The organism is Bradyrhizobium sp. AUGA SZCCT0222 (assembly GCF_018130205.1).
In the GTDB taxonomy this organism is placed as follows: domain Bacteria; phylum Pseudomonadota; class Alphaproteobacteria; order Rhizobiales; family Xanthobacteraceae; genus Bradyrhizobium.
This window is the reverse complement of record NZ_JAFCLX010000001.1, coordinates 197,620-223,495: the sequence shown is the minus strand read 5'-3', so window position 1 is coordinate 223,495 and position 25,876 is coordinate 197,620. Positions and strand designations below refer to the sequence as shown.

10 protein-coding genes are annotated in these 25,876 nt (G+C 63.2%); 4 read left to right on the top strand and 6 right to left on the bottom strand.

From position 1 onward, the window contains the following. Positions 1 to 4: 4 nt before the first annotated feature. The 4 genes from JQ629_RS01005 to JQ629_RS00990 all read right to left on the bottom strand — a co-directional run bounded on the left by JQ629_RS01005 (position 5) and on the right by JQ629_RS00990 (position 20,497). On the bottom strand, positions 5 to 18,640 hold the full coding sequence (locus tag JQ629_RS01005; RefSeq protein WP_212410510.1) for a leukotoxin LktA family filamentous adhesin: 18,636 nt from the start codon (positions 18,638 to 18,640) through the stop codon (positions 5 to 7). 75 nt (positions 18,641 to 18,715) lie between these two features. Next, positions 18,716 to 19,429 carry a hypothetical protein gene (locus JQ629_RS01000; RefSeq protein WP_212410508.1) on the bottom strand — a complete coding sequence of 238 codons (714 nt, stop codon included), beginning with the start codon at positions 19,427 to 19,429 and terminating at the stop codon, positions 18,716 to 18,718. 470 nt (positions 19,430 to 19,899) lie between these two features. Continuing rightward, positions 19,900 to 20,103 (bottom strand): hypothetical protein, encoded by a 204-nt coding sequence (locus tag JQ629_RS00995; protein WP_212410506.1) that lies wholly within the window; start codon positions 20,101 to 20,103, stop codon positions 19,900 to 19,902. A 4-nt stretch (positions 20,104 to 20,107) separates the two neighbouring features. Then, the gene (locus JQ629_RS00990; protein WP_212410504.1) at positions 20,108 to 20,497 is read right to left on the bottom strand and encodes a hypothetical protein; all 390 of its coding nucleotides are present in this window, start codon (positions 20,495 to 20,497) and stop codon (positions 20,108 to 20,110) included. A 211-nt stretch (positions 20,498 to 20,708) separates the two neighbouring features. Between JQ629_RS00990 and JQ629_RS00985 the strand changes: the two genes are divergently transcribed. Next, positions 20,709 to 21,344 (top strand): DsbA family protein, encoded by a 636-nt coding sequence (locus tag JQ629_RS00985; protein WP_502752135.1) that lies wholly within the window; start codon positions 20,709 to 20,711, stop codon positions 21,342 to 21,344. 84 nt (positions 21,345 to 21,428) lie between these two features. After that, complete coding sequence (locus JQ629_RS00980) at positions 21,429 to 22,397, top strand: Bug family tripartite tricarboxylate transporter substrate binding protein (protein ID WP_212410502.1); 969 nt, start codon at positions 21,429 to 21,431, stop codon at positions 22,395 to 22,397. Between the two features lie 9 nt (positions 22,398 to 22,406). Here the strand turns inward: JQ629_RS00980 and JQ629_RS00975 are convergent, their stop codons facing one another. After that, positions 22,407 to 22,673 carry a PilZ domain-containing protein gene (locus JQ629_RS00975; RefSeq protein WP_212410500.1) on the bottom strand — a complete coding sequence of 89 codons (267 nt, stop codon included), beginning with the start codon at positions 22,671 to 22,673 and terminating at the stop codon, positions 22,407 to 22,409. 418 nt (positions 22,674 to 23,091) lie between these two features. Here JQ629_RS00975 and JQ629_RS37660 point away from each other — a divergent pair, with 418 nt between their 5' ends. Together JQ629_RS37660 and JQ629_RS00965 are read left to right on the top strand one after the other, a co-directional pair. After that, positions 23,092 to 24,273 (top strand): acyl-CoA dehydrogenase family protein, encoded by a 1,182-nt coding sequence (locus tag JQ629_RS37660; RefSeq protein ID WP_212410498.1) that lies wholly within the window; start codon positions 23,092 to 23,094, stop codon positions 24,271 to 24,273. Positions 24,274 to 24,300: 27 nt separating this feature from the next. After that, complete coding sequence (locus JQ629_RS00965; protein WP_212264499.1) at positions 24,301 to 24,702, top strand: VOC family protein; 402 nt, start codon at positions 24,301 to 24,303, stop codon at positions 24,700 to 24,702. Between the two features lie 346 nt (positions 24,703 to 25,048). Here JQ629_RS00965 and JQ629_RS00960 read toward each other — a convergent pair whose 3' ends face one another. Then, complete coding sequence (locus JQ629_RS00960) at positions 25,049 to 25,798, bottom strand: Spy/CpxP family protein refolding chaperone (protein WP_212410496.1); 750 nt, start codon at positions 25,796 to 25,798, stop codon at positions 25,049 to 25,051. Between the last annotated feature and the right edge of the window lie 78 nt (positions 25,799 to 25,876).

The following is a 25,876-nucleotide window of genomic DNA, read 5'->3' as shown; positions in this document are numbered from 1 at the left end:
CGCCTTAGAACTGAACTACCGGATTGCCATTCTCCCTGGCATCCGCGAACCGATTAGCATTCCCTTTTGCGCGTCCATCAAGCCCGGTGCTGTTCCAGCCCGGACGGCTATTCTTGCGGCCTTCACGATGGAGCTGCCGAAGCTTCCTGGCTTCCGTAAGCCCCTCAATATTCACGGCCGGTCCCGATCCGATCACCTCAACCGGCTTCGGGGTGAGCAGCGCCTCCAGTCGCGCGTTTCCGGCAAGACCAAGCAGATAGAACGTTTCGGCTCCGCTCTTTTGCGCCAGCCAGGTGGTGAGCGTTTCCGTGCCCTCGGTGTCGTTCGCGATGTTGCGGATCGCCATCGAGCCCGTGAAGTTGCTGCAGCAGGTGTGAGATCCCACGTAGTTGGTCACGGTCGCCGAGATGTCGCCATTGTAGAGGACGACGTAGCTGTCGGTGACGTTGGCGTTGCCGTTGTGGCTCATCGTGAACACGCCGCTCGGCTGGTAGAGCTGCAGCGTCGCCCAGTTCGACGGCGACGGCGAACGGTTATCCAGCAATATCCGTTGGGTCAGCGTCGTCAGCATCAGCTGTCCGGGCACGAAGCCGTTAACGATCGTGACGTTCGGCGCGTCGGTGACGAAGTTCGCGTCAACGACCCTGAACTGGTTCACGATGATCGTATCCGGATCGATGTTGAGATTGGCCGAGGTCGCGACACCGCCCTTGTAACCGGTGACGTTCATGATCAGCGGGATCGACGGCGTCGATGGAATTTGCCCGCCGACGACGTTGATGGTGTTGGCGGCGAGATCCAGCTGCTTGACGACGCCAACCCATTTGATGGTGAGGTCGCCGGGAGCGGACAGCGCGACCGTATTGCCCCTGATCTGATCGAGGCTGATCGAACCCGCCGTATCGAAATGGGTGTCGCCATTGGCATAGACCGATCCGCCCAGGATTGAGCCGAAGTCGGAGCGCAGATTGACGTCACCGGCATCGCCGGGGATGCCGTTGGCGGTCAGCTGCTTGAATACGATGTCGCCATGTGCCTGCAAGGTCTGGGTGCCGCCGCTGATCGCCGTCCCGAGGGTGATCCCGCCCGTCGTCGCCGTAATACCGAGTGCGCCGGCCACCTGGAGGTTGGCCCAGTCGATCAGCGTTCCCTGCAGCAACGCGCCGCCGGTGACGGTGGTGAGGTTGACGCCGGTATTGGTGGTCGCCGCGATCAGCCTGGCGGAACCATGGGCATTGATCGAGCCGCCGGCGAGTTTGCCGGTATCGGCGTTGATGTTGACGTTACCTGCGTCGCCCGTGATGCCGCTGGTCGTGAGCTGGTCGAACGTCACGTTCTGCCTGGCATGCAGGGTTTGCGTGCCGCCGCTCTGCGCGGTCTTGAGCGCGATGCTGCTGCCGGTCGAATTGACCCCCAGCGTCGTACCTGCCGTCAGCGCGGTCCAGTCGATCAGGCCGGCGGCCTGGAGCGAGGCCGAACCGGTGGTAGCGGCCAGCGCCGTGCCGGTGATGGTCGTGGCTGCCGTCAGCGAAGCCGAGCCATTGGCGGTGACCGAACCCGGCGTCGTGACGCCGCCGGTAACCACCGTCTCCGCCAGGATGAAACCATTGGCGGCGTTGACGTTGATGTTTCCGACGTCGCCGGTGATGCCGTTGGCGGCCAGCTGATTGAACGTGACATTCTGGTTGGCGTGCAGCGTCTGGCTGCCGCCGCTCTGCGCGGTCTTGAGCGTGATGCTGCTTCCGGTCGAATTGATCCCCAGCGTCGTCCCTGCAGTCAGTGCGGTCCAGTCGATCAGCCCGGCGGCCAGGAGCGAAGCCGAACCGGTGGTGGCCGTCAGCGACGTGCCGGCAATGGTCGTGGCTGCGGTCAGGGAAGCCGAGCCATTGGCGGCGACCGAGCCCGGTGTCGTGACACCGCCGGCAACGACAGTCTCTGCCAGGATGAAGCCGTTGTCGGCATTGACGTTGATGTTTCCGGCATCGCCGCTGATGCCGTTGGCGGCCAGTTGGTTGAACGTCACGTTCTGGTTGGCGTGCAGCGTCTGGCTGCCGCCGCTCCGCGCGGTCTTGAGCGTGATGCTGCTTCCGGTCGAATTGATTCCCAGCGTGGTACCGGCGGTCAGCGTGGCCCAGTCGATAAGGCCGGTGGCCTGGAGCGAGGCCGAACCGGTCGTCGCCGCCAGCGTCGTGCCGGTGATGATTGTCGCGGCCGTCAGCGAGGCCGAGCCGTTGGCTGCGACGGAACCCGGCGTCGTGACGCCACCGGCAACCACCGTCTCCGCCAGGATGAAGCCGTTGTCGGCGTTGATGTTGATGTTTCCGACGTCGCCGGTGATGCCGGTGGTGGCCAGTTGGTTGAACGTGATGTTCTGGCTGGCATGCAGGATCTGGCTGCCGCCGCTCTGCGCGGTCTTGAGCGTGATGCTGCCGGCCGTTGACGTCATGCCCAGCGTGGTGCCCGCGGTCAGCGTGGTCCAGTCGATCAGGCCGGCGGCCTGGAGCGAGGCCGAACCGGTCGTGGCCGCCAGCGTCATGCCGGTGATGGTCGTGGCGGCCGTCAGCGAGGCCGAGCCGTTGGCTACGACCGAACCCGGCGTCGTGACGCCGCCGTTAACGACCGTCTGCGCCAGGACGAAACCGTGATCGGCGTTGACGGTGATATCGCCGGGATCGCTGCCGACACCCGTCGCACTGAGCTGGTTGAAGGTCACGTTGCCGTCGGCATGAAGCGTCTGGCTGCCGCTGCTGGCGGCTGACCCGACGACGATGTTGCTGCCGCTGGTGGTTGCCCGCGCGGTGAAGGTGCCGTTGGCGCCGGTCGCCGTGCCGGCCAGAACATTGTTGAGCGTCAGGCTGCCGCTGCCCTGCACGTCCACGCTGCCCTTGACGGCCGACAGCAGGCTCGCTTCGAGGTCAGCCAGCGCGCCGATATAGATGCCGCCATCTGTCGCTGTGGCGGCCAGGTATGGCGCGTTCAGGGTGATCCGCTGCGTCGATGTCCCGATGCTGCTGGCGTTGAGCGCGACCCGTGCATTAGCGCCTGAAGCCACCAGGTTGGTCTGGCCGTCGGCATTGCTCAGGATCGCACCCGCGGAGACGCCGCCGGCCGAAATCACGATGGAAGCCGCATTGCCGGCCGCAGCAAAGGATGCCGACGAGTTGAGCTGGCCGAGCGTGGCATCCCCGGTGGTCGCCACGGTGATCACGCCCGCGGCGTTGATAGCGGTATAGGCGCCCATGGTGAGTGACGCCGAGGCCAGCGTCACCGCACCGTTGGTGCTCTCGGCGACGATCGGATCGGCGCTGGTGCCGGCCGAGAACGTGACTGCGCCATTGGCGAGCAGTTGCATCAACCCGTCGCTGGTGACGTCGGCATTGATATTGAGCGCGCCAACCGGCGTCCTCAGCGTCATCGCGCCGCCGGCGGAAAGCCCGCCGTAGGTTCCGGTCGTGCCGATATTCAGGTTGTCCGACGGGGCCAGGATCGTCATGGCGCCGACCGACGTGCCGGTGATCGCACCCGATATCTTGACCTGGAGCGGCTGGGCCGTGGCGCCGTTGAAGCCGACATTGCCGCCGGCGCGCACGTCCAGCGACCCGCCCGCAATATGGACTGCGGTACGGTCGGTAAATTGCGGCTGGGCGTAAATGCTGCCGGTCGCCGCGAACTGGATCGCACCAGCGGCAGTGACGTTGCCGAGGACGAGATCGCCGGTGGTCTGTTTCAGATAGATGCCGCCCTGCGCCGCCACGACCTGGTCGAGCTGATTGGTCGACGGGTTGTCGAAAGCGATCTGAAGGGCGTTCGGATTGTTCGCCGGGTTGCTTCCGGCCGCCGGCGCCTGGCCGATGTTGCCGGTTTCCGAGATCAGGGTGAGATCCCTGATGTTACCGGAGATTACCGGCTGATTGGCAATGCCCGCGAAAATGTTGCCGACGGCGTCGAGCTTGACGTCGCCGACACCCACGATCTGCACGCCGTTGGTCCGTGCCGCCGTAATCGGACCGAACGTTGCGTTGGCAATGCCACCCAGCTTCAGGTCGGACTTGCTGGCCAGATAGATGTCGCTCTGCACCTTGGCGGCAACGGCATCGATCGGATTCAGAACAACGTAGCTCTGCTGCGACACGCTCACATTATACGTGATGACACCGGTAGCCTGGTCGGTCGTCGGCGTCACCGTCAGTTGTGACGGACCGGCCGACGCCAAAAGCGCCTTCTGTACGTCCGACAAGGTCGAGGAACCCGTGCTGCTGGTGAAGGAGAAGTCCTCGGGTCTGGCCAGGTTGCCGACCGAACCGTTTGGCGCGTACAGCATGACCTGCCGGCCGCTGACGTTCGCGGGCGTGAGTTCGCCGATCGGCGCCGGCGCCACTGCGGTGGCCGGATTGGCGGCGGCGCTCACGGTGTATTTGAGCTGGTCCTGCGTCCACTGCGAACCCGATGTGATCGTCGCGTAAAGCGTCGAACTGGTCGACAGCGAATAGCTGAAGTTCGGATTGTACGCCGTAAGCGACACGGTCAGATCCGGCGCGGCCTGCAGGGTTGCATTCGATGCAAGGTTGGCGCCGAACAGCGTCGTGAGCGAATTCGAGAGCTGGGCCGCTGTCTTGATGCCGAGCAGATACTCGGCCCTCTCGAAGCGCGTCGTCGCCTCGGTCATCATCTGGGTGGTCGAGACATCAGCAGGATCGATCCCGAGCTTGGCCGCGACCTGGGCCTTGAGCACGGTGGTGCCAAGCGAAGTGAGCGCGTAGGTATTGCCGTCGGCGAAGGCCAGATTGCGCAGCTGCCAATAGTCGTTGTAGGCCGCCTTGATCATCGACTCGTAGGCGGTGACGGAGGCCGCAGCGGAGCCGCTCACCAGGTTCAGATCCGTCCAGACACTCTGCAGGTGCGCGCTCTGCTCGGCGGTCAATCCGCCGGCCGACAGGCCGTTGAGGATATTGGCGGTTTGCCCATCGGACGCGGCGGCCGCCAGGAAGACCGCACCTCCGGAGGAAACCTTGCCGAGCCTGAGATCGCCACTCGATTGCACGATATAGGTACCGGTCGAGGACGTGCTGTCGAGAACCCCGCCGTCGACACTGCCGTTGACCAGGGTCGTTCCGGTGGCCTGGACCACGAGCGGGTTGACGTTGGTGAGAACCGTCGCACCGTTGCTGACGCTTGAAATCGCGCCGATTGCGCCGCCCGTCGAATTGATCTCGATCGACTTGCCGACCACGACCGGGTTGGCGAAATTGTAGGGCGAACCCGAATTGATGTCGCCGGTCGCCGACAGGAATATGTTTCCTTGCGGTGCGCTGCCCGGGGTCGCCGAATTGACCTTCACCTGACCGATCACCAGCGATCCCTGCGCGGCAATGGCGATGTCACGGTCGATCGATGTTGCGTTCAGCCTGCCGCCATAGACCTGAACCGGCACCGGCGTCTTCGTCCCCGCGAGCGAGCCGATACCACCATCTGCGGTGAGCGTGACGTTGGTGCCGGAAATCAGCGGATTATTGGCGGTCGCACCGACCGTAATGGACGAATTGGCGCCCGTCGCGGTGACGGTCGTTGCGCCCTGCAGATTGTTGATCGGCCCGTTGATGACGATGCTGGCGTCGGATGTCACCGCCACCGAGCTGGCTCCGCCGCCGTTGAAGTGAATGCCGATGTCGTAGGACGCCTTGACGGTGTTTGTCAGCTTCAAGGTCAGGCTGTCGTAGATCATCTGGTACCAATTGTACTGTTTGATACTGCCACAGCATGCACCACTGCTGGTGTTGAAGTTGTTTGAGTGGTAACCGCCGGTCGCCGTGACGACTTCCTGGAAGTTGGCGGTCTGCAACTGATTGGTGGTAACGCCGTTGACGACCTGCATCACGTTCGAGACGAGGCTCGTGGTCTGTGTGTAGGGATAGGTCGGCGAGTTGGCCGAGACGCCGCTGAAGGTCCAACCATAGTCGGCGGCAGTGCTGGTGACGGGACGCGTCAGCGTCGCGGTGTCGACCCATTGATAATATTGGTTGGCCAGCGGCTGGTAGACCACGCCCGAGGTTCCGCTGAGTCCGACCAGCATCCCCGAATTGTAACCGCTCGCATTGACGCCTGCGGTCCGGTAGGTGCTGACCTGCTGTCCGCCTGGTGCCGCCGCATTGTAGACATACCAGGTCGTCTGCTGCTTGAGCTGGTCGACGATCTGGATGACGCTCGCCGCGCTCACGCCGGTGTTGATCGTGTTGGTGACAAGCGTCGTTCCGGTCGTGTTGTTGACGGTAATCGTGCCAGCGCCGCCATTGACGACGATGTTGCCCTGCGATGTGCCGCTCGTGGACGTGCTGATGATGCGGCCGTTCAGGTAGACATAGCCGCCGGTACCCTGCACCACGCTGTTCAGCACGATCTGGTCAGTCAGCACGTTGTACCGCGCGCCAACCTGCACGTCGCCGCCGTTGACCTTGGTCAGATACGGGGTCAGGTCGAGATAATTGCCGTTCTGGGCATTGCTCTGGGCCTGGGCGAGCGACAGGTTTGCCAGCGTGTCGGCGCGCAGGCTGTCAATGACGTTCCTGGCGTTGGTGCCGATATTGACCGAATAGTTGCTGCTCTGTCCGCTCTGGATGGTTCCGTTGACGTTGAGCACCGACGCCGACAGGATGATCGCTTTGCCGATGGCAAACGCGTTGGGCGCCGCCGCCGTGAGGGTCGTCGCAGCGGTTACTGGCGTCACCGCCGCGGACTGGATGTTGATGACCTGGAAGAAGGCTGCGCAGCCCGAGCAATGGAACGGGCTCCCATTGTCACCATACACCGTCTGACCGTCATAGGTGCTCTTCTCCCAAGGCCTGGTCGAGACGATGGCAGGATTGGCTCCCTCGATCTGAGCGAGGTTTCCAGGAATGCCCTCGCCTGACGGCAGAAAGATCGCCGAGTAAAGCGAAACGCCGTCATAAAACAGGTTGAGCATGCGCGCGGTGAACACCACGCTGTTCGGTACAGCAGCCGCGCTGCCGCTGCCGCCGTTGCAGCAATAATGGGTATACGGTTTGTAGGTGCCGTTGCCGGCAATATAGACCTCACCGGGAACGTATTGGCCGTACGTTCCGAGCCACGTCGCCGCCGTCATGACGGCGGTAAGCGTCTCAGTGGGCCTGAACTGGACACCCGCCCACTGCGACGACACGATGCCGTTGGTGTTGTAGATGCTGCCGACCCCGCCATTGAACGTGAAGGTGCCGTTCGGGACCTGCACCTGGATCGTCGCCGCGTTGTAGGTCTTCGACGCGACCACGTTGCCGAGCGCGTTGGAGATGTTGAGCAGGCCGTTGAGGTTGGTGACCTCACCGTTGAAGTAGATGTCGGGGGTCTTGGTCAGCGGGATCCCGTTCAGATCGACGCCGAGGCCGGTGTTCGGGTCCTTGCGGTTATAGCTGGCGTTTACCGTGACGACCGGCGTCGAGCCAGTCAGATCCTGCTGGAATGTGATGCCGGGCGACGTGGTGTCGGTCGCCGCACCCGTAAAGATATTGTGGCCGCCGCTGACGCCGGTCACCGTCATCCTCGACACCGACATGAAGTTCAGGCCCTGGTTCTCGATGTTGATCGAGACGGAGTCGCGGGACGAGACTCGCGGTGCGGCCTTGCCGGCCACCTGCGTGCCGCTCATCGTATCGGCCAGGATCGAGACGTTGCCGCCCGAGACCATGATATCACCAAGCGCGATCGACGCGCCGGCGACATTGGCGGCGAACGGCGCCTGCTGGATCAGCGTGTTGACCTGACGCTGTATATCTCCGGTCGGATCATTGGCGGCGGCGATCGTGATGGTGGGATTGGCGCCCGACAACACCGTCTGCACATCCGCCGTCGACAACCCGCTCAATGTGGCGATCTGCGAGACGATCGTCTGATAGGGATTGAACCCGTTGACGACCGCGTACTGGATGGTCTGGTGATTGTACTTCTTGACCGTGCTGAAATTATTGGGATCGGAGACCAGTTCGAGGGTCAGCGCGTACGGGCTGGTCGTCGTTAGCGTTGGCACGTTGGCGCCGACCGCAATGAGGATCGATTGCTGATTGTAGATGCCGGCCACCACGACGCCGTTCTGCGAGATGTTGCCGCGAACCTGGGTCGCATCGCTGTGGTTGTCGTGGTTCTCGGTGCTGAACAGCGTCAGGTATGGATTGTAATTGGTGCCCCTGCCGTTCGCCGATACGGCGCCTTTGGTCGCTGCGAGCGAGACGTTGTTCACGCCAAGCACCTGCGCGCCGCCGGCGATATTCAGGTCGGTATAGCTGCGCGCCGTCGCCGTGCCGCTGTACACGGCGGTAATCGGGACCAGGGCCTGATTGTAGACCACCGTGGTCGCGTTGGCGCTCACCTGGCTGTACTTGCTGCCGTCGCCGGCCTGGCCGGCGGTGAGATTGAGCAGGCCCCAGGCCAGGAGCGTCGTATCGCCGCTGACGTTGATGGCCTGGTTCGCGGTCAGCGAGGTATTCGTGCTGGCGCCAGCGCCGGTGATGGCGCCGTAGAGGTTCGCGTTGGCGTAGTTATACGCGATCAGCGAGGACGCGGTGCCGATAAAGAGATTGCCGGCGCTGAAGATCTCGGTCGCGTCAATGTTCACCGTGGCATAGGCGTTCGCCGTCATGTTGGACCGCGCGCCGCCGCCGGCAAACAGGCCGCCCGCGGTCAGGCTGACGCTGTCGACGGTGCGCAGCGAGTTGTAGGCCTCGATGTTGACCTTGGCGGTTGACGTCAGAGGATCGTCGTTCAGGCTGAGGATCGTGCCGCTGCCGATATTCGTGGTCGACCTCTGGGTAACATGGGCGTCACTCACCGTCGCGGCGCCCGCGGCCACGCCGCCCGACCCTGCCCGCGCTCCGCCACCGACCTGATTGACGATGTCGTTGGAGATCACGAGCATGTCGCCGCCGGCGGAATGGATGATCAGGTTGGTTCCGACGCCGGCCGTCGTGGTCGAGGTGATATTGTTGGTCGCGTTACCGCCGCTGGCGCCGGCAAAGGACGCCTGGAAGGCGTCCCCGTTGCCGGCATAGTTTGTCTGGTGCTGGGCCTGGATGTTCAGTCCGCCGAGGTAAAGCGTATTGGACGTTGCGTTTCCGTAAAGGTTCGCGCTCGTCGTCGCGGTGTCGTTGATCAACGCGACTGCCGCGGCGCCGGCGATGGTACCGCCCGAGCCGGCCGTTGCGCTGGACGCAAGGCTGTCGGTGCCGACCGCGGTGATCTGCAGGATCCCGATGTGGTTTGCGGTGGTGATCGCCCCCGCTCCGAGATAGGCGTCCGTGGTGGCGTTGGATGTGACCTTGCTGATGGTCGCGCCCGCGGCGACATAGCCGGCCGCGATACCCGTCGCCGTCGCGTACTGGTTGCTGTCGTTTTGGGCGGCGATGATGAAGTCGCCGTCCGGCAGGGTAATCCCTGTCCCGCCATAGGCGCTAACCGTCGAGTTTTCCCTGGTTTCGGCGTAGCTGCCCTGAACGCCGATCAGCGATCCACCGCCGCCCGCGATCGCACGGGCGTAGATGCCGTTGCCGCTGCTCGGCGCCAGCGCCATGGCGGTGACGGAAACGTCGCCTCCGGAGAAAGTAGTACTGTTGCCGACGCGGGAGGTGACGTTGAGCGACGAACTTGCCAGCGCCACGGAGACGCCAATCGCACCGCCGCCGACTGCGACACCCAGCGAAGTCGCCGAGACGTCCGGGGTCGCCGAAGCCGATACCAGGGTGCCGAGACCAGTCGAGGAGGTGGTGATCGCGGCACTGCTGCCGATCTCCGCCAGCACCGTGGAGTCTTCCTTCGCGGTCGCGGCCGCGCCGGTGCCGGAGACGATGCCGCCGGCAACCGCCGTCGCCGACGCCGACAATTCGCCGGCTTCGGACGCCGTGACAGCAACCGTCGAACTGCTGACGCTGGCGTTATCGAGGATCTTGGCGGCGACCGAACTGGATTTTGCGGTGGTGGCGATCGTAACGCCGATCGCCGCGATGCCGCCGCTGCCGCCCCCGGCCGTTGCCGCCTGGGTCGAGGTGTCCCGCGCGGTCACCTGGACGCCGTTGCCGCCCGTTCCCGTCACCGTGCCGCCGAGCTGCGCCGTCACGGTATTGCTGACATTGCCGACCGCCACGGCCGCCTGGGCGCCGAAATACAGCGACAGGCCGCCGGCAATGGATTCGGTGTCCACGGTCTTGCCGGCGTAAGGCCCGGTGGTGGCATCCTTCACGACAGCGGCGACGCTGACCGTGGGAGCCGAGACGATGGCGCTCAGATTGGCGAGAACGCTGCTGTTGACGGTGGTGTAGCCGATGCCGGCGCCGATGCCGACATTCTTGCCGAAACCGGCGCCGAGCAGGAATTGCTGCGCGGCATTGGCGCTGGTGGCGCTGACGTTGACCTGGGTGCCGGTGACGTTGCCGCCCGCGATCTGTGCCGTGACGCTGTCGTTGCCGCCGGTCAGCACGGTGCTGACGTCATAGGTCGAGGTGGCGTTGGCACCGCTCGGATTGCCGGCCGTACCGCTCGCGACCGCGCCGCTGCCCTGGCTGGAATTGGTTCCGGCATTGGCGGCGGTGATGGTGCCGCCGAACTGTCCGGTCTGGTCGCCCTGCGTGTCGGCATCCGCCGTGTTGGTGCCGATCAGGATGACGCCAATCGCCGCGCCGATGCCGACCGAACTGCCGGCGCCCACGGTCACGGCATAGGACTGCACTTCCTTGATGCTCTGGGCATTGACGTTGATCGCCCCTGAAGAGTTCAGGTTGCTGTTGCGGGTCTCCGCGGTAGTCTGGCTCTTGAACACCAGCACGTTGGCGGCGGCGCCGACGCCTACCCCGCCGGTCGCAACCGACAGCGCACCCGCGATCTCCCGGATGTAGACTTCCTCGTTGGCATTCACGGTGACCGCGCCCGCAGCGGTGCCGGTCGGCGACGTCAGCGTGGTGTCGTAGATACCGGCGATCGTGGTGTTGTTGGCGATCTCGATGTTGGCCATGCCGGCGACAGCCCCGCCGCCGGTTGAGATCGCGCCGCCGACTGAAAACGCCTGGAAATCGTTGATCGTTCTTGCGTCGACATCGAGTGCACCGCTCAATTGCAAGGCCGTGGTATGGGCCGCGCTGTTACCTCGATAGTGAAATTCGTCGCCGACGTAAGCCAGGGTTTTGTTCGAACTGACCTGGACCAGGAAGGCGGCGCCGATCGCCACATTGCTGCCGTACGCGCCGGAGCCGTTGGCGGAAGCGATACCCGTGCTGTTCTTGGCCTTGACGGACAGCGACGAGGCGGTCAGGGAGCCGCCATCGACATAGGCTTGCGTGGTGGCATTGAAGACGTTGAGCCCGACCGAACCGCTGTTGAAGCCGACCGCGACCGATGACGCATGCTGCTCGGCATTGGCCTTGACCGTGACCGCACCGACCGTCGGGGAGATCACGCCGCCAACGTTGACGGTGCCGCCGACTGCGGCGTTGGTGATATAGGCGAACGTTTCGCGCGACATCGTCGTGCTGATGATGGTCGCGCCGCCGCCGGCAGTGCCGGTCGGCGCCACGATACCGAGGCCGAACGTGCCGGAGTAGGAAATGCTGCTGGCGGCGACATTGATCTGCGGCGTCAGGGTGGAACTGGTCAGCCGCGTGTCGATGCTGGCGCTGTCGATATAGGCACTGGTCGTGCCCGACATCACGTTGACGATCGGATTGATCATGATCGAAACGCCGGAGCTCGCGGCAAGGCTGGCAACGTTGGCGACGACCGCCTGATGCGAGCTGGCGTTGACCGAAAGGCCTCTCACATTTTCACGCGTCTCGCTCAGGTCGGGCGTGTCGTCGGTCGGTGCGCTGAATGCACCAAGATCGAGCGCGTGCGCGAGTGTGCCGCTGTTGACGGAGAAAGGACCCGCGGTCTGCGTACTGTTGCCACGTGCATCGACCTTGGTGGCCGAACCGCTGATGTAGGCTGACGTGTTGCCTGTGATCTTGTTGGTGACGAGCGAGCCCGCGCCGCCGGCAGCCCCCTTGGAGATCGCAAAGGCACCAGCGAAGACCGCGGCATTGTCGGTATTGTTCGCTTGCACGGCGATGCTGCCGTCGGCGATGACGTCGGCGCCGCCGGTGATGCTGGCAGTAACATTGGTGCCCATCAGATTGGTGGCAACCGATCCGGCGAGACCGATTTGCGACGAAATGGCGACACCCACCGCAACCGTCGAAATCGTGGCGTCCGACTTGGTCGAAACGCCGACATTACCGCTCGAAACCACCTTGGAGCCGGTTATCCCGGCGCTCAGATTGTTCGAGATGTCGCTGTAGACGAGCGAAAGGCCCGCAGCACTTCCCTGCGTCGACCCGCCGGCCACCGCCGCAGTCCCGGTGATCTTCGAGGTGTCGTTTGCGGTCACAAAGAGGTTTGCGGCCGTAATCGTCGAATTCGTGGTGGTCGACTGCGCGTTGCCGATCGAGGCCGTCACAGTATTCTGGATCGAGTTGATCGACAGTCCGCCGACGCCCGAGAACTGGCCGGTGGATAGGCCGAAGCCGATCGCAACGGACTGGATCTCCGAGGAGTCGCTCGCAGTCACCGAGACGGTGCCGTTGGTCGAAGTCAGCAGGACACCTGCGATGTAGGCCGAATGCGTCGTCGCGATGTGGTCGTACACCATCGATGCGCCGACATTGTTCTTGCCTGCCTGGATGATGCCCGCGACCGCGATGATCGCAGCACCCGGTGCAGTTGGACTGCCCGCCGTGCCGCCGTTCAGCGCCTGGTAGCTGAAATCGACGCAGTTTTGCTGTCCGCCGGTGGTCGAGCAATTGTCAGACGCGAGCTGGTTGGCGTTCGAGGCTTTGACGAGATTGGACAGCGCGGTGTCGAGCGATGCAATGGCAACGCTATCGGCGGTCACAATGACGTTGCCGGTGACCGTGATGTTAACGGTGGCACTGCTGCGGATATAGGCCATCGTCGACGTCGTAATGTCGGTGACGACGATGGCGCCGGCAGCACCATTGCCCCCGGCCCCGCCGGAGGCCGCGCCTGCGGCGATCACGCTGGCGTTGTCTCCAAGCACCGTAAGCGTATCGTAACCGTTGATCGAGGTCCCGCGAATATGCGCATCGACCGCCGTGCCGCCGGTCGGATCGCCGATCGAGGCATAGGTAAATCCGGCGCCGACCCCGCCCTGGCCGCCGGCCACATAAAGCGAGCCGCCGCCGATCGCGATGTTGCTGGTCTGATAGGCGTCGACCTCGACCGCGCGCGACATGCCGCTGGAGACGCCGTTAAGGGTCGAATTCTGGATATAGGCGTTGACGCTGTCGGTGATGATGCCGACCGACAGCGCAATCGCAACCGAATTGGCCCGAGATGCGGCGATGCCGATGGCGACGACTGTTTCCGATCCGCCGTTCAGCGCCTGAACCGACACCGCCGCGTGATTGTTGATGGTCGTGTTGTCGATATAGGCTACCGTGGCGTTGTTCGACATGGCTACGGCAATGGCGCCGGCGACCGCAACGCTTCCCGATGCCGCGGACCCTGCGAGGTTGGCCGCAGCGGAGCCCGAACCGTTGTTGAGGACGGTATCGTTGAGCGCCTGGACCAGCGTGCTCGCTCCGGTGCTCGACCCCGTGAAACGGTTGATCGTAACACCGGCGATCGATGCTTTCGTTCCGAGCGAGACGTCGCTGATCGACGAACTGCCCGCGATGTCGATGGAGAAGCCATCGCTCGAGGCGCCCGAGGACTGGCTGATCCTGGCCATTGCGATCCCGACACCATCGGCTCCGCCTGTCGCGGCGGCACCGACGGCTCCGGCCTTGTTGGCGAAGTCCGAGACCGACGGTTCGGAGATCGCGGCGGCGATCGAAGCCGCCGTCATGCGCCCGGATGTCGTTGCGCTCACGGCCAGATGGTCAACAGCGATGGTGCCATTGCCACCGCCACTGCCCGAGGACGGATCGTTGGTGCTGAAGGGGCCTGGCCTGATGTCGCTCTGGTTCTCGCCGATATAGGCGGCGGTATCGGTGTTGGCGCCGAGATAGGCGACCGCAATGCCGACCGCGGAAGCGCCGCCGAGGGAGACCGCACCGGCGATCGACAGCATCGACAGATCCTGCGCAGCATGGACGTTGACCGTCGGAGAAGACACGTGGGCGCCGATGCCGATCGATGCGTGCGTCTTGTTGTTGACCAGCGCGATCGACGTGATTCCGTTCAGCGACAGAGCGCCCGCGGCCTTGCCGGACGTCGGCGCCACACCGAAGAACAGGTCGGTTGTGACCGCATCGATGGAAATGTTATCGGAGGCGCTTAGCGAAGCCCCGGAGGCAACGCCAGCGATGGTGTTGCTGGAGAACTGAACGAGGTTGAGTGCGCCGCCCAGCGAGGAGCCACCGGAGGTATTGCCCGGGAGGAAGCCCAGCGTGCCGACATTGCCGGCGGCGTTGATCGAACTCGTTGACGTGTTTGCCGCGATGGCCAGGGTCGCGTTGAAGTCCTGCGTGCCGCTCCAGGTCGACGCCGACCAGGCGCCGTTGCCACAGGTCGCGATGGTGCAGGTCGCGTTCAGGCTCGCTCCGGTCGCAACCCACGCGGTCGTGTTGTTGTTGACCATGAAATTGTTCAGCGAACCGGCAATGCCAACCGTATCGCCGGCATCCGAGGTCGCATTGGCGTAGCTGGTCAGGATATTGCCGCCGACGCCGAGATTGCCGTTGAGATGGCTGATCACCTCGCCGAGTCCGGCCCATTGCAACCAGGTGTTGGTGATCGGTAAATAGGTGTTCGCAGCAACACCGATGTTCGGCGCGTTGATCAGCGTACCGCCACCGATATAGGCGTTGGAATTGTGGTTGAAGGTGCCCCATGCGACGGCCGCACTGATCGCGACGCCCTCGCCGGCCGACACATCGGACGTAATCGCGCTGGCGGTGGCATTGCTGCGGACGCCGACGTCGATGACGTTGCTGACAACAGCGACATTACCATTGGTGTAAATGCTGGGCGCGCCGCCGCTCGGGTTTTGCTTGATCGCGGCCGTCGCATTCTGCGTGCTGTTCGCAAGCGACATCGCCCCCGCGGACTTGAAGTTGAAGCTCGCCGAGACCAGCGGGCCCATCATCGCAAAGATCATGCTTTGCGGCGACACGGTCGTAAGAATCGCTTCCTGCAGGGCGCCGACCAGGGCCGGCGTGCCGACGATGGTCGAGGCCATGGTGGAGTTGAGCTTGCCGTTGGATGTCGCCTCGACGACCACCGAACCGTTCAGCCGGTTGGCGCTGGTGCCGAGCGAGGCTCCCAACAATGCCGTAGCCGAGGTCGTGATATCGCTGATCGCCAGCGCTCCGCCTACGCCGCCGCTGGCGCTGGGCGTGCTCAATGCCACCGATGTCGCCGACGTCGAGAAGCTGTTGTTGTTGAGCGCACGGACGGCAAACGTATTGCCGCTCGCGTTGACCGTCCCGACACTGATGTTGGCGCCGGTGGCCACGTTGGCCAGGGTCGCGACGGAAACCTTGGAATAGGCGACCGTCTCCACGAACTGCGCCGAACCGGCCGAGACGGCAGACACCTTCATCGTCGCGTCGTTGGTGGCAAGGATCGACAGGTTGCTTCCGGCGGAGATCGTCGCGCCGGATGCTACGTTGGTTGAAACGTTCGCGTCGATCTTGCCGACGACCACCGCCGCGCTGAACGGCATGAAGTTCACGAGCCCCGCCAGGACCGGATCCTCCGCCAGCTCTGAGCCGTTCGCGCTGATCAAAACCCGACCGGTGCCGTTGATGTTGGCGTGGCTGTTAATGTTCACCGTTGCCGTCGCACTCGCCGCGACGTAGCCGCCATTGAGGCCGAGCAACGCCGGCGCAACGCTTTCGCCGACGAGCGCGAACATCCCCAGGATGGAGCTTGTGAAACTCGATACGGCGGTCGAGGTCGCGTTGATCGTAATATGGCCGCCCGTGATCTGGCCGTCGATCGTAATTCCCGTCACCGCGGTCGCCTGACCCGACAACCTGTTGTCGCTCGCGCTGGCATTGAGCGTGACCGCGCCGCTGGTGAAGGTGGAGCCGCCGAAATTGACGGCTTGGGCAAGGATCTTCGATCCCTGGGCCATCGTGATCGTCGGCGCGCTCAACGTGACGTTCCGCGAGTTGGCCTGCGAATTCTGCGAGGCGTTCAGGGAACGTGAATCGATGACGGCGGTCGCATTCAGGGTGATCGAATTGTTTGCCGAAATCTCGAATGCGCTTGTTCCGGACAGCGCCAGCATCAACGAGGCGATCTGGGTGTTGTTGACGAACCCGGCGCTCCCGGCACTGGGATCGGCCGAGCTGCCGATGATGACGTCGTCCTGGTCGAAGGCAAACGCGGCGGCGCCCGCGGTAATCTGTGCGCCCGACGTGACGTTCAGCGTACGAGCCTGCAACGCGACCTTCATCGTGCTGCCGGCGTTGATCACCGCATCGGCGTTGAGATTCAATGTGTTGGCCTGGGCCGACAGCAACAAGGTTCCGGAGCCGTTTACCGCCGCGATGTATCTGGCGACCATCAGGTTCGACAGTTGACCGGACTGGCCGTTGTTGGCGGCGACGTTGCCGCCTGTCAGCGAAGCGCCGCCAACGGTAAGCGCGCTTTGGGCGAAGAAGAAACCGACAGTGCCCGCGCTGATGCTCGCGCCGGTGTTTACGCTGATCGATGGGCCGTTGAAATTGACGTACCGCGACGGATCGCCAGCAAGGACGGCCGTCGATCCCACGGTTATCGAGGCCTGATCCGTACTGAAGCCGAGGAAGCCGCCCCTAACGGTACCGGATAGGTTAATACCTGAACCGGCGCCGAAGGCATTCATGATGACCCGGCCGGAAGTATAGCTGGTGCCGCCGGCGTTTACCGCCTGCACAAGGACCTGACCGCCACTGTCAATGTTGATCGTCGGTGCGGTGAATACGATTTGGTCGACCGAGTTGGCATTCGAAACGGCGCCAGCCAGCCGGCGGCCGTCGACGATGCCGGTGGAATCGACGGTAATCTGTGACGCCGCGCTGAGCGAAAGCGTGGCGCCGCTCCCTACCGCTCCGGCGTAGCGCGCGATCGTGGCATTGGACACGAAGCCGGCCGCGCCGGTATTGCTGCTTGTGCTGCCATTGCCAACAATCATATTGGCGGCGCTGGAGAGGACGACCCGCGACGCAGTAATCTGCAGTGCAGTATTGGTCAAAATCTGAGCGCCACCATTGCTGGCAGCATTGATGTTGACCTGGCCGCCAGAGGTAGTCGAAGTCAGAGCAACGGTATCGCCCCTGACATAGCTGCCCGCCAGCAGGTTCAGCGTCGGCGCATTCAGCGTCACATTGACCGCGGTCCCACCGTCGACGACGCCGTTTCCATTGATCGTGATCGAGTTGCTCGCCAGAAGCGTGAACGTGCCGGTGCCGTTGAGCGCAGAGATCGCGGCCGCGACCGTGGCATTCGACATGTTGACACCGGCGACACCTTCGGTCGCGCCGACAACGATGTCCGTCGGATCGAGGATGAGCTTGCCGGCATTGCCGTTGGGTGCGGCAACATTGATTTTGACGCCATTGGCGATTTCGACAATGCCGTTGGCGCTCAGATCGACAACAGCCGCGTTACCCGTGGCGGAGCTGGCGTTGATCCGGGCGCCGCTCTTCACGGTCAGATCGCTGGTGGCCTTCAGCGTGATGTTGCCGGCGTCGCCCGTCTTGCTGGCAGTGCTCAGGCTGGCCGTCTTGCCGAGTTGGATGTTGTTTCCGGCGGTGACCGTGATCGTGCTCGGCGTGGTGGTGCGGCTGCGCGCCGTCAGCCGTCCGGAGATGGTTGCGTTGTTGACCGCCCCAATATGGATCGATCCGTTGCGGACGGTGATGGCGCTGGCGCTGCGCAGGCCCTTGGAATTGACCGAGGCCGCGAATTTGGAAGCGTGTTCCTGGTTGACCCGCTCGCGCTGGCTTCTGCCGCCGCCGACGAAGACGTTCTGGCCGGTAAGCCGGACACCGTCCGCAGCGTTGATGCGGCCGAGAATCCGGATATTGCCGTCCGGCGAGATCGGGAACGAGCCGTTCATCAGGCTGCTCACGGCGGCGTTGTTGATCTGCCCCGAGGCACCGATGATGCTGTCGGTGAATTCCTTCGACGGCGTGGAAACGTTCAGGCTGCCGACATTGACGACGCCGGTCTTGCCGACCACGAAGCCGTAGGGATCGGCGAAGTAGACGTTGCCGCCGATCTTGCCGTTTTGATAGGAGTTGAGCGTGCCGTTGACGTAAGCCGGCGCGTCCCGGACGATATTGATCAGGTTCTGGCTGCCGTTGGGCACCTGCAGGTTGACGGTGTTGCCCTGCCCGACGCCGAACTGCGAAAACGAGTTGAACGCGTTGGCGCCCGATACCGTGGTCGTGGTGATGTTGGTGACATTGCCCGATGTCTGCAGGCTCGTTCCCGTGCGACCGTCGGGAATGATCACGTTGGCCGTCTGCGCCCGAAGGCCAGTGCCGACCAACGGCAGGATCGTCATCTGCGCAATGCAGATCAACGAGACGAAACGCAGGCGCGAGAACCTGCGCAACGTCAAACCACCCTCGCTTCTGGCTGAGAGCGGCATACGCATGTCAGTTCACCTTCGCTGGTGACAAGAGCGAGCGACCGGCGGCCATGCGTCGGGTTGATCCGGAGCGAGACGACATCAGAACTGACCGGGCGGGAGTTTGAAGACGTCGGGGCTCTTGGTGTCGGCCACATAGAACAGCAGCAGGCCGGTGGGGGTCAGGATCCGCTGGTTGTTCTCCTTGGTCTCGAACGTTCCCTGCAGCAGCAGGATCACCGATCGATCCTTGGCATCGCTGCCGCGAAACATCAGGACGCCGCCGGCGACGGGCGTGTTGACGGCGATGGTATCGGGCTTGAAGCCCTCGCCCAGGAAGTGGGCGCGGAGAATGTTGGCATTCGAGAACAGCTTCTCCGGCGTCATCGCCGGATCCGTCCCTTTCGACCAGACCGTGCCGACCTGAATGAGCGTCTTCGACTTGTAGCCGAACACGTAGGATACTTCGGCGATCCCGCCGCTCGGCAGCAGGTCCGGAACGGCCAGCAATACGCTGCGGGTCAGTTCGGCCGGATTGTCCTGCGACTTGATCGCATCCGGCTTGACGCCGAAATCCTTGGTGATCGCCGCGCGGACATCCGCCTCGTTCATGCCGAATTTCGAAGAACGGAATCCATCGATCGCTTTGGCGGCTTTTTCATCGGCCGACGCCACTGCTGGTACCGTCGCCTCGGCTTGGGTTGCTGGCCTTGGCGCCGGCACTGCCTTCTGCTTGGGCGTGCCCTGTGCATACGCCGGGCCGGCTACGACAGATGCGATACCGCAAAATGCCAGGAACAACGAAATCTTGCGCATTTAAAAACCTTCCGAAACACCAGACATAAATTTTAGGCAATGCCGCAATTCGGTAACCGGAAATTAGCAATTAGCCTCTTTACCCAGCAACAATACCGCGTTCCCCACACCGAACATAGCGGCGATGGGAGAATGAGTAGCGATGGCTAATTTCGGCGCGGATGCGTGGTAGGCCCGACACGAGTGCGCACTGATGCGGCATGCTGCGCACTTGCGACGGTCGAGCCAAACGCCCTCAGAGAATTTTGGATTAGTGATACAAATCAGCTGCTTATAGCGACAGCGCCGCAAGCGGATTTCAATGCTTGGGAATGTTCGGCCCGGCGGCGTTCAGGCAGACCTGTCGATCGTTAATGTCGATGGCGGTGAGATTTCGAACGGCGTTGGTTCTCATTCAGCGCACGATCAGATCGCCTCATTTCTCACGCGGCGCACACTCGCGCGGCATCGAAAAATCGGGATTCGCCAACTCAAAAAAACGGCAGACGGCGGCGCCCCGATTTCAAAAACAGAAGAAGCCGCGCTCGGTGCGCGGCTTCCAAATCTCGATGCGTATGTTGCGCCGCCTTCCCTTGGCTCAGCAGGACGTGGCTGCTAGTCAGCGTGCCCGTGTCGTTCTGCAGGCTGATGTCCATATCGGCTGTCCCGTCACCATTGGTGTCGATCTGGAGCAAGTCGTTATCCGGACCGAAGTTCTGCAGGCGCGCCGAGGTCGACGGCGAGACCTGAAACATTGCTCAGGAGTGTGAAGAAATTGTCCTGGCTGTTGCCATTGAGATGCTCGACACCAACAAGGCCGATAGGCGTATGCACCGTGCTGATGTTCAGGGTGTCGTCGCCGTCGCCCAGGTCAATGGTTTTTCCGCTCACGTTACCGAGCGACCCTGCGATAGTCAGGGCATCATTGGTTGCACTTCCAATGATGTGATTGGCGTTGAAGACGTCATTCAGCGAGTTCGCGCCGCCCGTCAGGTACAACGTGGGCGCTTCGGCGAGGCCGGTGAGGTCGGAAGTTCCGGGACGTGTCGAAACCTCCGCAGCAGTAAACCCTGAGAGGTCTGCAGCCACTCCATCAACGTCAGGACGTTTGCTGCACGCATCGGCGAACGAAGCGCTGACCAGGGATTTTGGCGGCGGGCATGACGGCGCGCGGCTCCACGCGGACCGATTGCTGCTGTGACACATCCGGCTTTCGTCTTTGCTTGTTGAAGAATATAGATAATTTCAGACACGGAAGAACCGGATAGACTCTCCCCGCCCATCAATTTGGAATAGCCCGTTGAACGCCCCTCGCTGCATCGCTTTTGTCGCCCTGCTCGCTTTCACCGCGCCGTTTTTCGCAGGCCCCGCCGTCGCCCAGAGCGCGATGGCGGCGGCTGTCGCCAGGCCGGTGTCGCTGCCGGACATCGCGATCGGATCGCCGAAGGCGCCGGTGACCATCACCGAATACGCGTCGATGAGTTGCTCGCATTGTGCCGCCTTCGGCGAGAACGTCTTTCCGATGCTGCGCTCCAAATATATCGACACCGGCAAGGTTCGCTTCGTGTTCCGCGAGTTCCCGCTCGACGTCGCGGCTGCGGCGGCCTCGATGCTGGCGCGCTGCATCGCCAGGAACGATTCGGAAAAATATTTCGGCGTCATCGAGACTCTGTTCAAGCTGCAGGGCCGACTGATCGCGCAGACCAAGGAAACGCTGAACTTCGTCGGCAAGCTGAACGGGATGAGCGAACAGGACGTGACGACTTGCGAGAGGGATCAGGCGATGCTCGACAAGCTCGCGGCGGATCAGAAATACGCCCATGAAACGCTCAAGGTCGATTCAACGCCGACCTTCTTCCTCAACGGAGAGCGGCTGAAAGGCTCGATGTCGTTCGAGGAACTCGAAGAGCGGATCAAGCCGCTGCTGAAGAAATAGCGCCAGCCCCCCGCGCCTCCCCTTGTTCTGCGCTGCGCCGTCGTTGATGATGGCGTCAACAAACATAAAATCCGGGGGGGCGTCATGGCGGCCGTTCTGCAAATCTTGCTCGCTGCCGCGCTGCTGCTGGGGGCCGTCCCGACCGCCTCGGCGCAGGGCTATCCGAACCGCCCGGTGCGCGTGGTCGTCGGGTTTCCCGCCGGCGGCCCGACCGACGTGATCGCGCGGATGGTATCGCAAAAGCTCTCCGATGCGCTCGGTCAGCAATTCTTTGTGGAGAATATCGGCGGTGCCGGCGGCAACACCGCGTCCGGCCAGGTCGCCCGTGCGACCCCCGATGGTTACACTGTCATGGTCGTCAGCACCGGCTTTGTGGTCAATCCCAGCCTCTACGCCAAGGTGCCGTACGACGCGGTCAAGGATTTCGCACCGGTGACGCTGGTCGCGGTTTCCCCGAACGTGGTGGTGGTCAACCCGTCGGTGCCGGCCAAGTCGCTTCCGGAATTGGTGCAGCTGATCCGTGACAATCCCGGCAAGTACGGTTTTGCCGGCCCCGGCGTCGGTTCGACGCCGCATCTGGGGGGCGAGCTGTTTCGGCTGGCGTTCAGCCTCGACCTGGTGCACGTGCCGTTTACCGGCGCAGCGCCTGCGATCCAGTCAACCGTCGGCGGGCACACGCCGATCGCTTTCACCGCGCTGCCGCCCGCCCTTTCGGCGGTGCAGGCCGGCCAATTGCGCGCGCTCGGCGTTGCCGCAAGCGAGCGCGCGACCCAGTTGCCCGACGTGCCGACCTTTGCCGAACAAGGCATCAAGGATCACGAGGCCGACACCATAACAGGCGTCCTTGCGCCGGCGGGAACGCCGAAAGAGATCGTCGACCTGCTCTATCGCGAAATTGCCAAGGCAGTCGGGCAGCCAGACGTGAAGGAGCGCCTGACCGCGCTCGGATTCAAGCCGGTCGCGAACCGGCCGGAGGAGTTCGGCGCCCGCATCAAGCTGGAAATGGAAAAATGGGGCAAAGTGGTACGTGACGCGAAGCTCAGGATAGAGTGACGCGTCACTTCATTCTGGCGGTTCCTGTACGACATTCATGAACGTCAGGCCGATCCGGTTCTTCTTGATCCAGGCGACCCGGCACTGATGAACGATCGAGGAATCCTTCGCCATCACGAGGCGAAATTGCTGCGGAACGAATGCTGGGTTCTCGACGTCGATCGCCGCACCCTCGAGCGAAATATTCCTCACCACGCAACGCATCACGGAGCCGCCCGATGAGACATAGGCGGGCTCCTCGATCTCGGTCCGCGGATATTTTCGCTTTTCTTCCATACGTTCCGGCTGTGGATATCACTAAACGACCAAGCTAGCGGCTAAACCTTAAGCAAATGGCGCGCGTGCACCGCAACGCAAGTAGCGATCGGCAGCCTCACATGCCGATTTGTGCAGAGCGGCATAATGTTCTCCATCATCTGTGCGCAGACGTGCTCCGCGTCTTCGCGGGCTTGTCGCGCGCAACCGCCTGACGATACCCTTTTACATACGCGGTGCGCAGGCGCGACGCCCGTCCGGCATACACAGGCGCCAAGGGGAACGCCATGTTCGAGATCCTCGATCGCTGGACGACGCTGACCGACAACCAGATCAGATCGACAAGGAACTGGCCGACGGGCTGAATATGTCGACGGCGAGAGTTCGGCAGGCATCATCATGAATACAAAGCGTCGATGGAGGCTTGGATAATTTGATCGTGACTGCTGCCGATCTTGCCGGCGACCGGGCGATCATCGCCCGTGCCGAGGCCGTTCGTCCCGAGGTGGCGGCGGCCGGAAACGACATTGAGAATAAGCGCCGGCTGCCGCCGGCGTTGCTCGACAGACTGCACGACGCGCAGCTGTTTCGTCTGTTGCTGCCGCGCTCGACCAACGGGATCGAAACCGATCCCATCACCTTCTTCCATGTCATTGAAACCATCGCCAAGGCGGATGCATCCACGGCTTGGTGCCTCAGCCAGGCCGGCGGCTGTGCGATGTCGGCGGCCTATCTCGATCTGTCGGTGGCGCGCGCGATCTTCGGCGATCCGCGCGCGGTGCTGGCCTGGGGTCCCGGGCCCAAGGTCCGCGCGATCGAATGCGAGGGCGGCTACAGGGTCACCGGCGTGTGGGCCTTTGCCTCCGGTGGTCGGCACGCGACCTGGCTCGGCGCGCATTGTCCGATCTTTGCGGCGGATGGCACTCCCCGATTGGAAGCCAACGGTATGCCGCTGGAGCGTACCATGCTGGTGCGAACCGAGGACGTCGAATGGACCGACATCTGGAACACGGTCGGCCTGCGCGGCACCGCCAGCGACCAGTTCGCGCTGAATGACTTCTTCGTCAGGTCCGACCATTCCATCACCCGTGAATTCGACCGGGAATGCCGCGAAGGCGGCCCGCTCTATCGCATGGGGGCCGGCACTTGCTACCAGGTCGGCTTTGCCGCCGTCGCCTGCGGCATCGCCCGAAGCACACTCGATGATTTCGTCGAGGTGGCGCGCAACAAGGTGCCGCGTGGCGCCAAAGGCATCTTGCGCGACAACGCCGTGGTCCAGACCGGCCTCGCCCAGGCCGAGGTCAATCTGCGCGCGGCACGCGGCTTCGTGCTGCAGTCGATGGCCGAAATCTGGAAGGACCTCGTCGCCGGCGCCAGCATCACCGTCGCGCAGCGCATCACCGTCCGCATGGCCGCCACCAACGCCATCCACAAGGCACGCGAGGCGGTCGACTTCGCCTACAACGCGGCGGGAGCCACCGCAATCTTCGAAGGCCACCCGCTGGAGCGCCGCTTTCGCGACATCCACACCGTGACCCAGCAGCTGCAAGGCCAGATCAGACATTTTGAAACCGTCGGCGCCTGGATGATGGGCGTCGATGTCGATCTCACCTTTGTCTAACCCCTTTGCGTCTAAGGAGAACAAGCCATGGGACTTGGCGGATTACAGCATTACACCATCGAACCCTCCGATCTCGAGCGCACCAAGGATTTCTACTGCGACGTGCTTGGACTCGAGAACGGTGACCGTCCGCCGCTCGGTTTCCCCGGCTACTGGCTCTACTCCGGTGGCACCGCCACCGTGCACCTGATGGGTACGCGTCAGCCACGCGAGGGCATCGTGGTGCGCGGTACCGAGAAGAAATACGAGGACACCGGGCGGCTTGACCACATTGCCTTTGCCGCGACCGACGTCGATGGCGTGCGCAAGCGGCTGCAAGCCAAGGGCGTAAAATTCCGGGAGAGCATCGTGCCCCGGACCGGCGATACCCAATTTTTTCTCTACGATCCCGACGGCGTCGGTGTGGAGTTGAACTTCCCGAAGGCGTAACCGGGCACCGCCGCGAGCAGGGTTCGACTATTCGGCCAGCCCCAGCGCTGGCCGAACTTGTTTTAATTCCGGCTTTTTGATTCCGGCTTTGCGTTAGCGGTTCCCGACAAGGCCGCAAGTCAGCCATCAGTCGGGCGCGATCCCGTCAGGGTTTCTTCATCATTGCATGGCGATTGGAACCCGCCGCGCCGCTGCGGCAGGATAGCCGGGTGCCTCGCCTTTCACCTACCCCAGGGCATGCGTGCCCGGCTATTCGCCCACGGGTAAACCCACAATAATGGGGAAGCCGGCCCGGACTCGATCCGGGGCGAATGACGTTTCGTGCGAATGCGTCAGTCTATCCGCGCTAATCCAGCCCGCGCTCGTGGCTCAGATTGACCATTTCCTGGACGAAGATCTTTTTCTGCTTCTCGTCCAGGCTTGCGAATAAAGGCTCGGCGGCATCGGCCACATTGCGCTGGTCCACCGCGCGGTCATTGAGAAACTGGGCCTCGTTCCGCATCTGCTCGATGATGTCGTCGGGCGGATCGCGTTTGGCGCGCGCAATACGCAGATTAAGGCGATCGGCGCCATTATGGCCGAGATAGTGCATCGCACTGTTGAAGCCGGACCAGTTCTTCTCCTGCTCGGGCGTCAGATTCAATTGCTTCTTGATGCGCTCGATATTGGCGTCGCTGTTGGCGACGATCTGTTCGGCCGTCATTTGCGGTGCACCGGTCTGGGTCAGCACCTGCGGCTGTCTTGCTGCCGTCTTAGTCCCCTTGGCCGCCTTGCCGGATTTTGCGGCATCGTCCTGCTTTGCGGTATCGCCCTGTTTGCCACCCTTCGCCGGGGCCGCTTGCTGCTGTTGCTGTTGTGCGCCGCCGGTGAGGACGCCGGTCACACCGGTCACCACCCCCACGACACCGCCGATAGCGCCGCCAAGCACGCCGCCGACCGGTCCGGCCGCCTTGTTCCCCTCCCGGGCGCCCTTTTGGACCCCCTCAACCACCTGTGCCTCCACCGTGAGCGACGCGCTAAACAGCATAAGGGCGGCCACCCCAAGGGCTGCGCACAGTCTGAGCCGCGCGCGCAGCTTCGATGTCGGGCTGGTCATTGTCTGGTCTCCATGGTCGATCGTGAGTTTCCGGCGTGGTGGTGCTGGGCCAAGGACCGCGGCCGAATCCGATTTTAT

Excerpts from the sequence above, each read along its gene's own strand:
- JQ629_RS01005 (WP_212410510.1), bottom strand. The coding sequence starts at position 18,640 with ATGCGTATGCCGCTCTCAGCCAGAAGCGAGGGTGGTTTGACGTTGCGC.
- JQ629_RS01000 (WP_212410508.1), bottom strand. The coding sequence starts at position 19,429 with ATGCGCAAGATTTCGTTGTTCCTGGCATTTTGCGGTATCGCATCTGTC.
- JQ629_RS00980 (WP_212410502.1), top strand. The coding sequence starts at position 21,429 with ATGGCGGCCGTTCTGCAAATCTTGCTCGCTGCCGCGCTGCTGCTGGGG.
- JQ629_RS00975 (WP_212410500.1), bottom strand. The coding sequence starts at position 22,673 with ATGGAAGAAAAGCGAAAATATCCGCGGACCGAGATCGAGGAGCCCGCC.
- JQ629_RS00965 (WP_212264499.1), top strand. The coding sequence starts at position 24,301 with ATGGGACTTGGCGGATTACAGCATTACACCATCGAACCCTCCGATCTC.
- JQ629_RS00960 (WP_212410496.1), bottom strand. The coding sequence starts at position 25,798 with ATGACCAGCCCGACATCGAAGCTGCGCGCGCGGCTCAGACTGTGCGCA.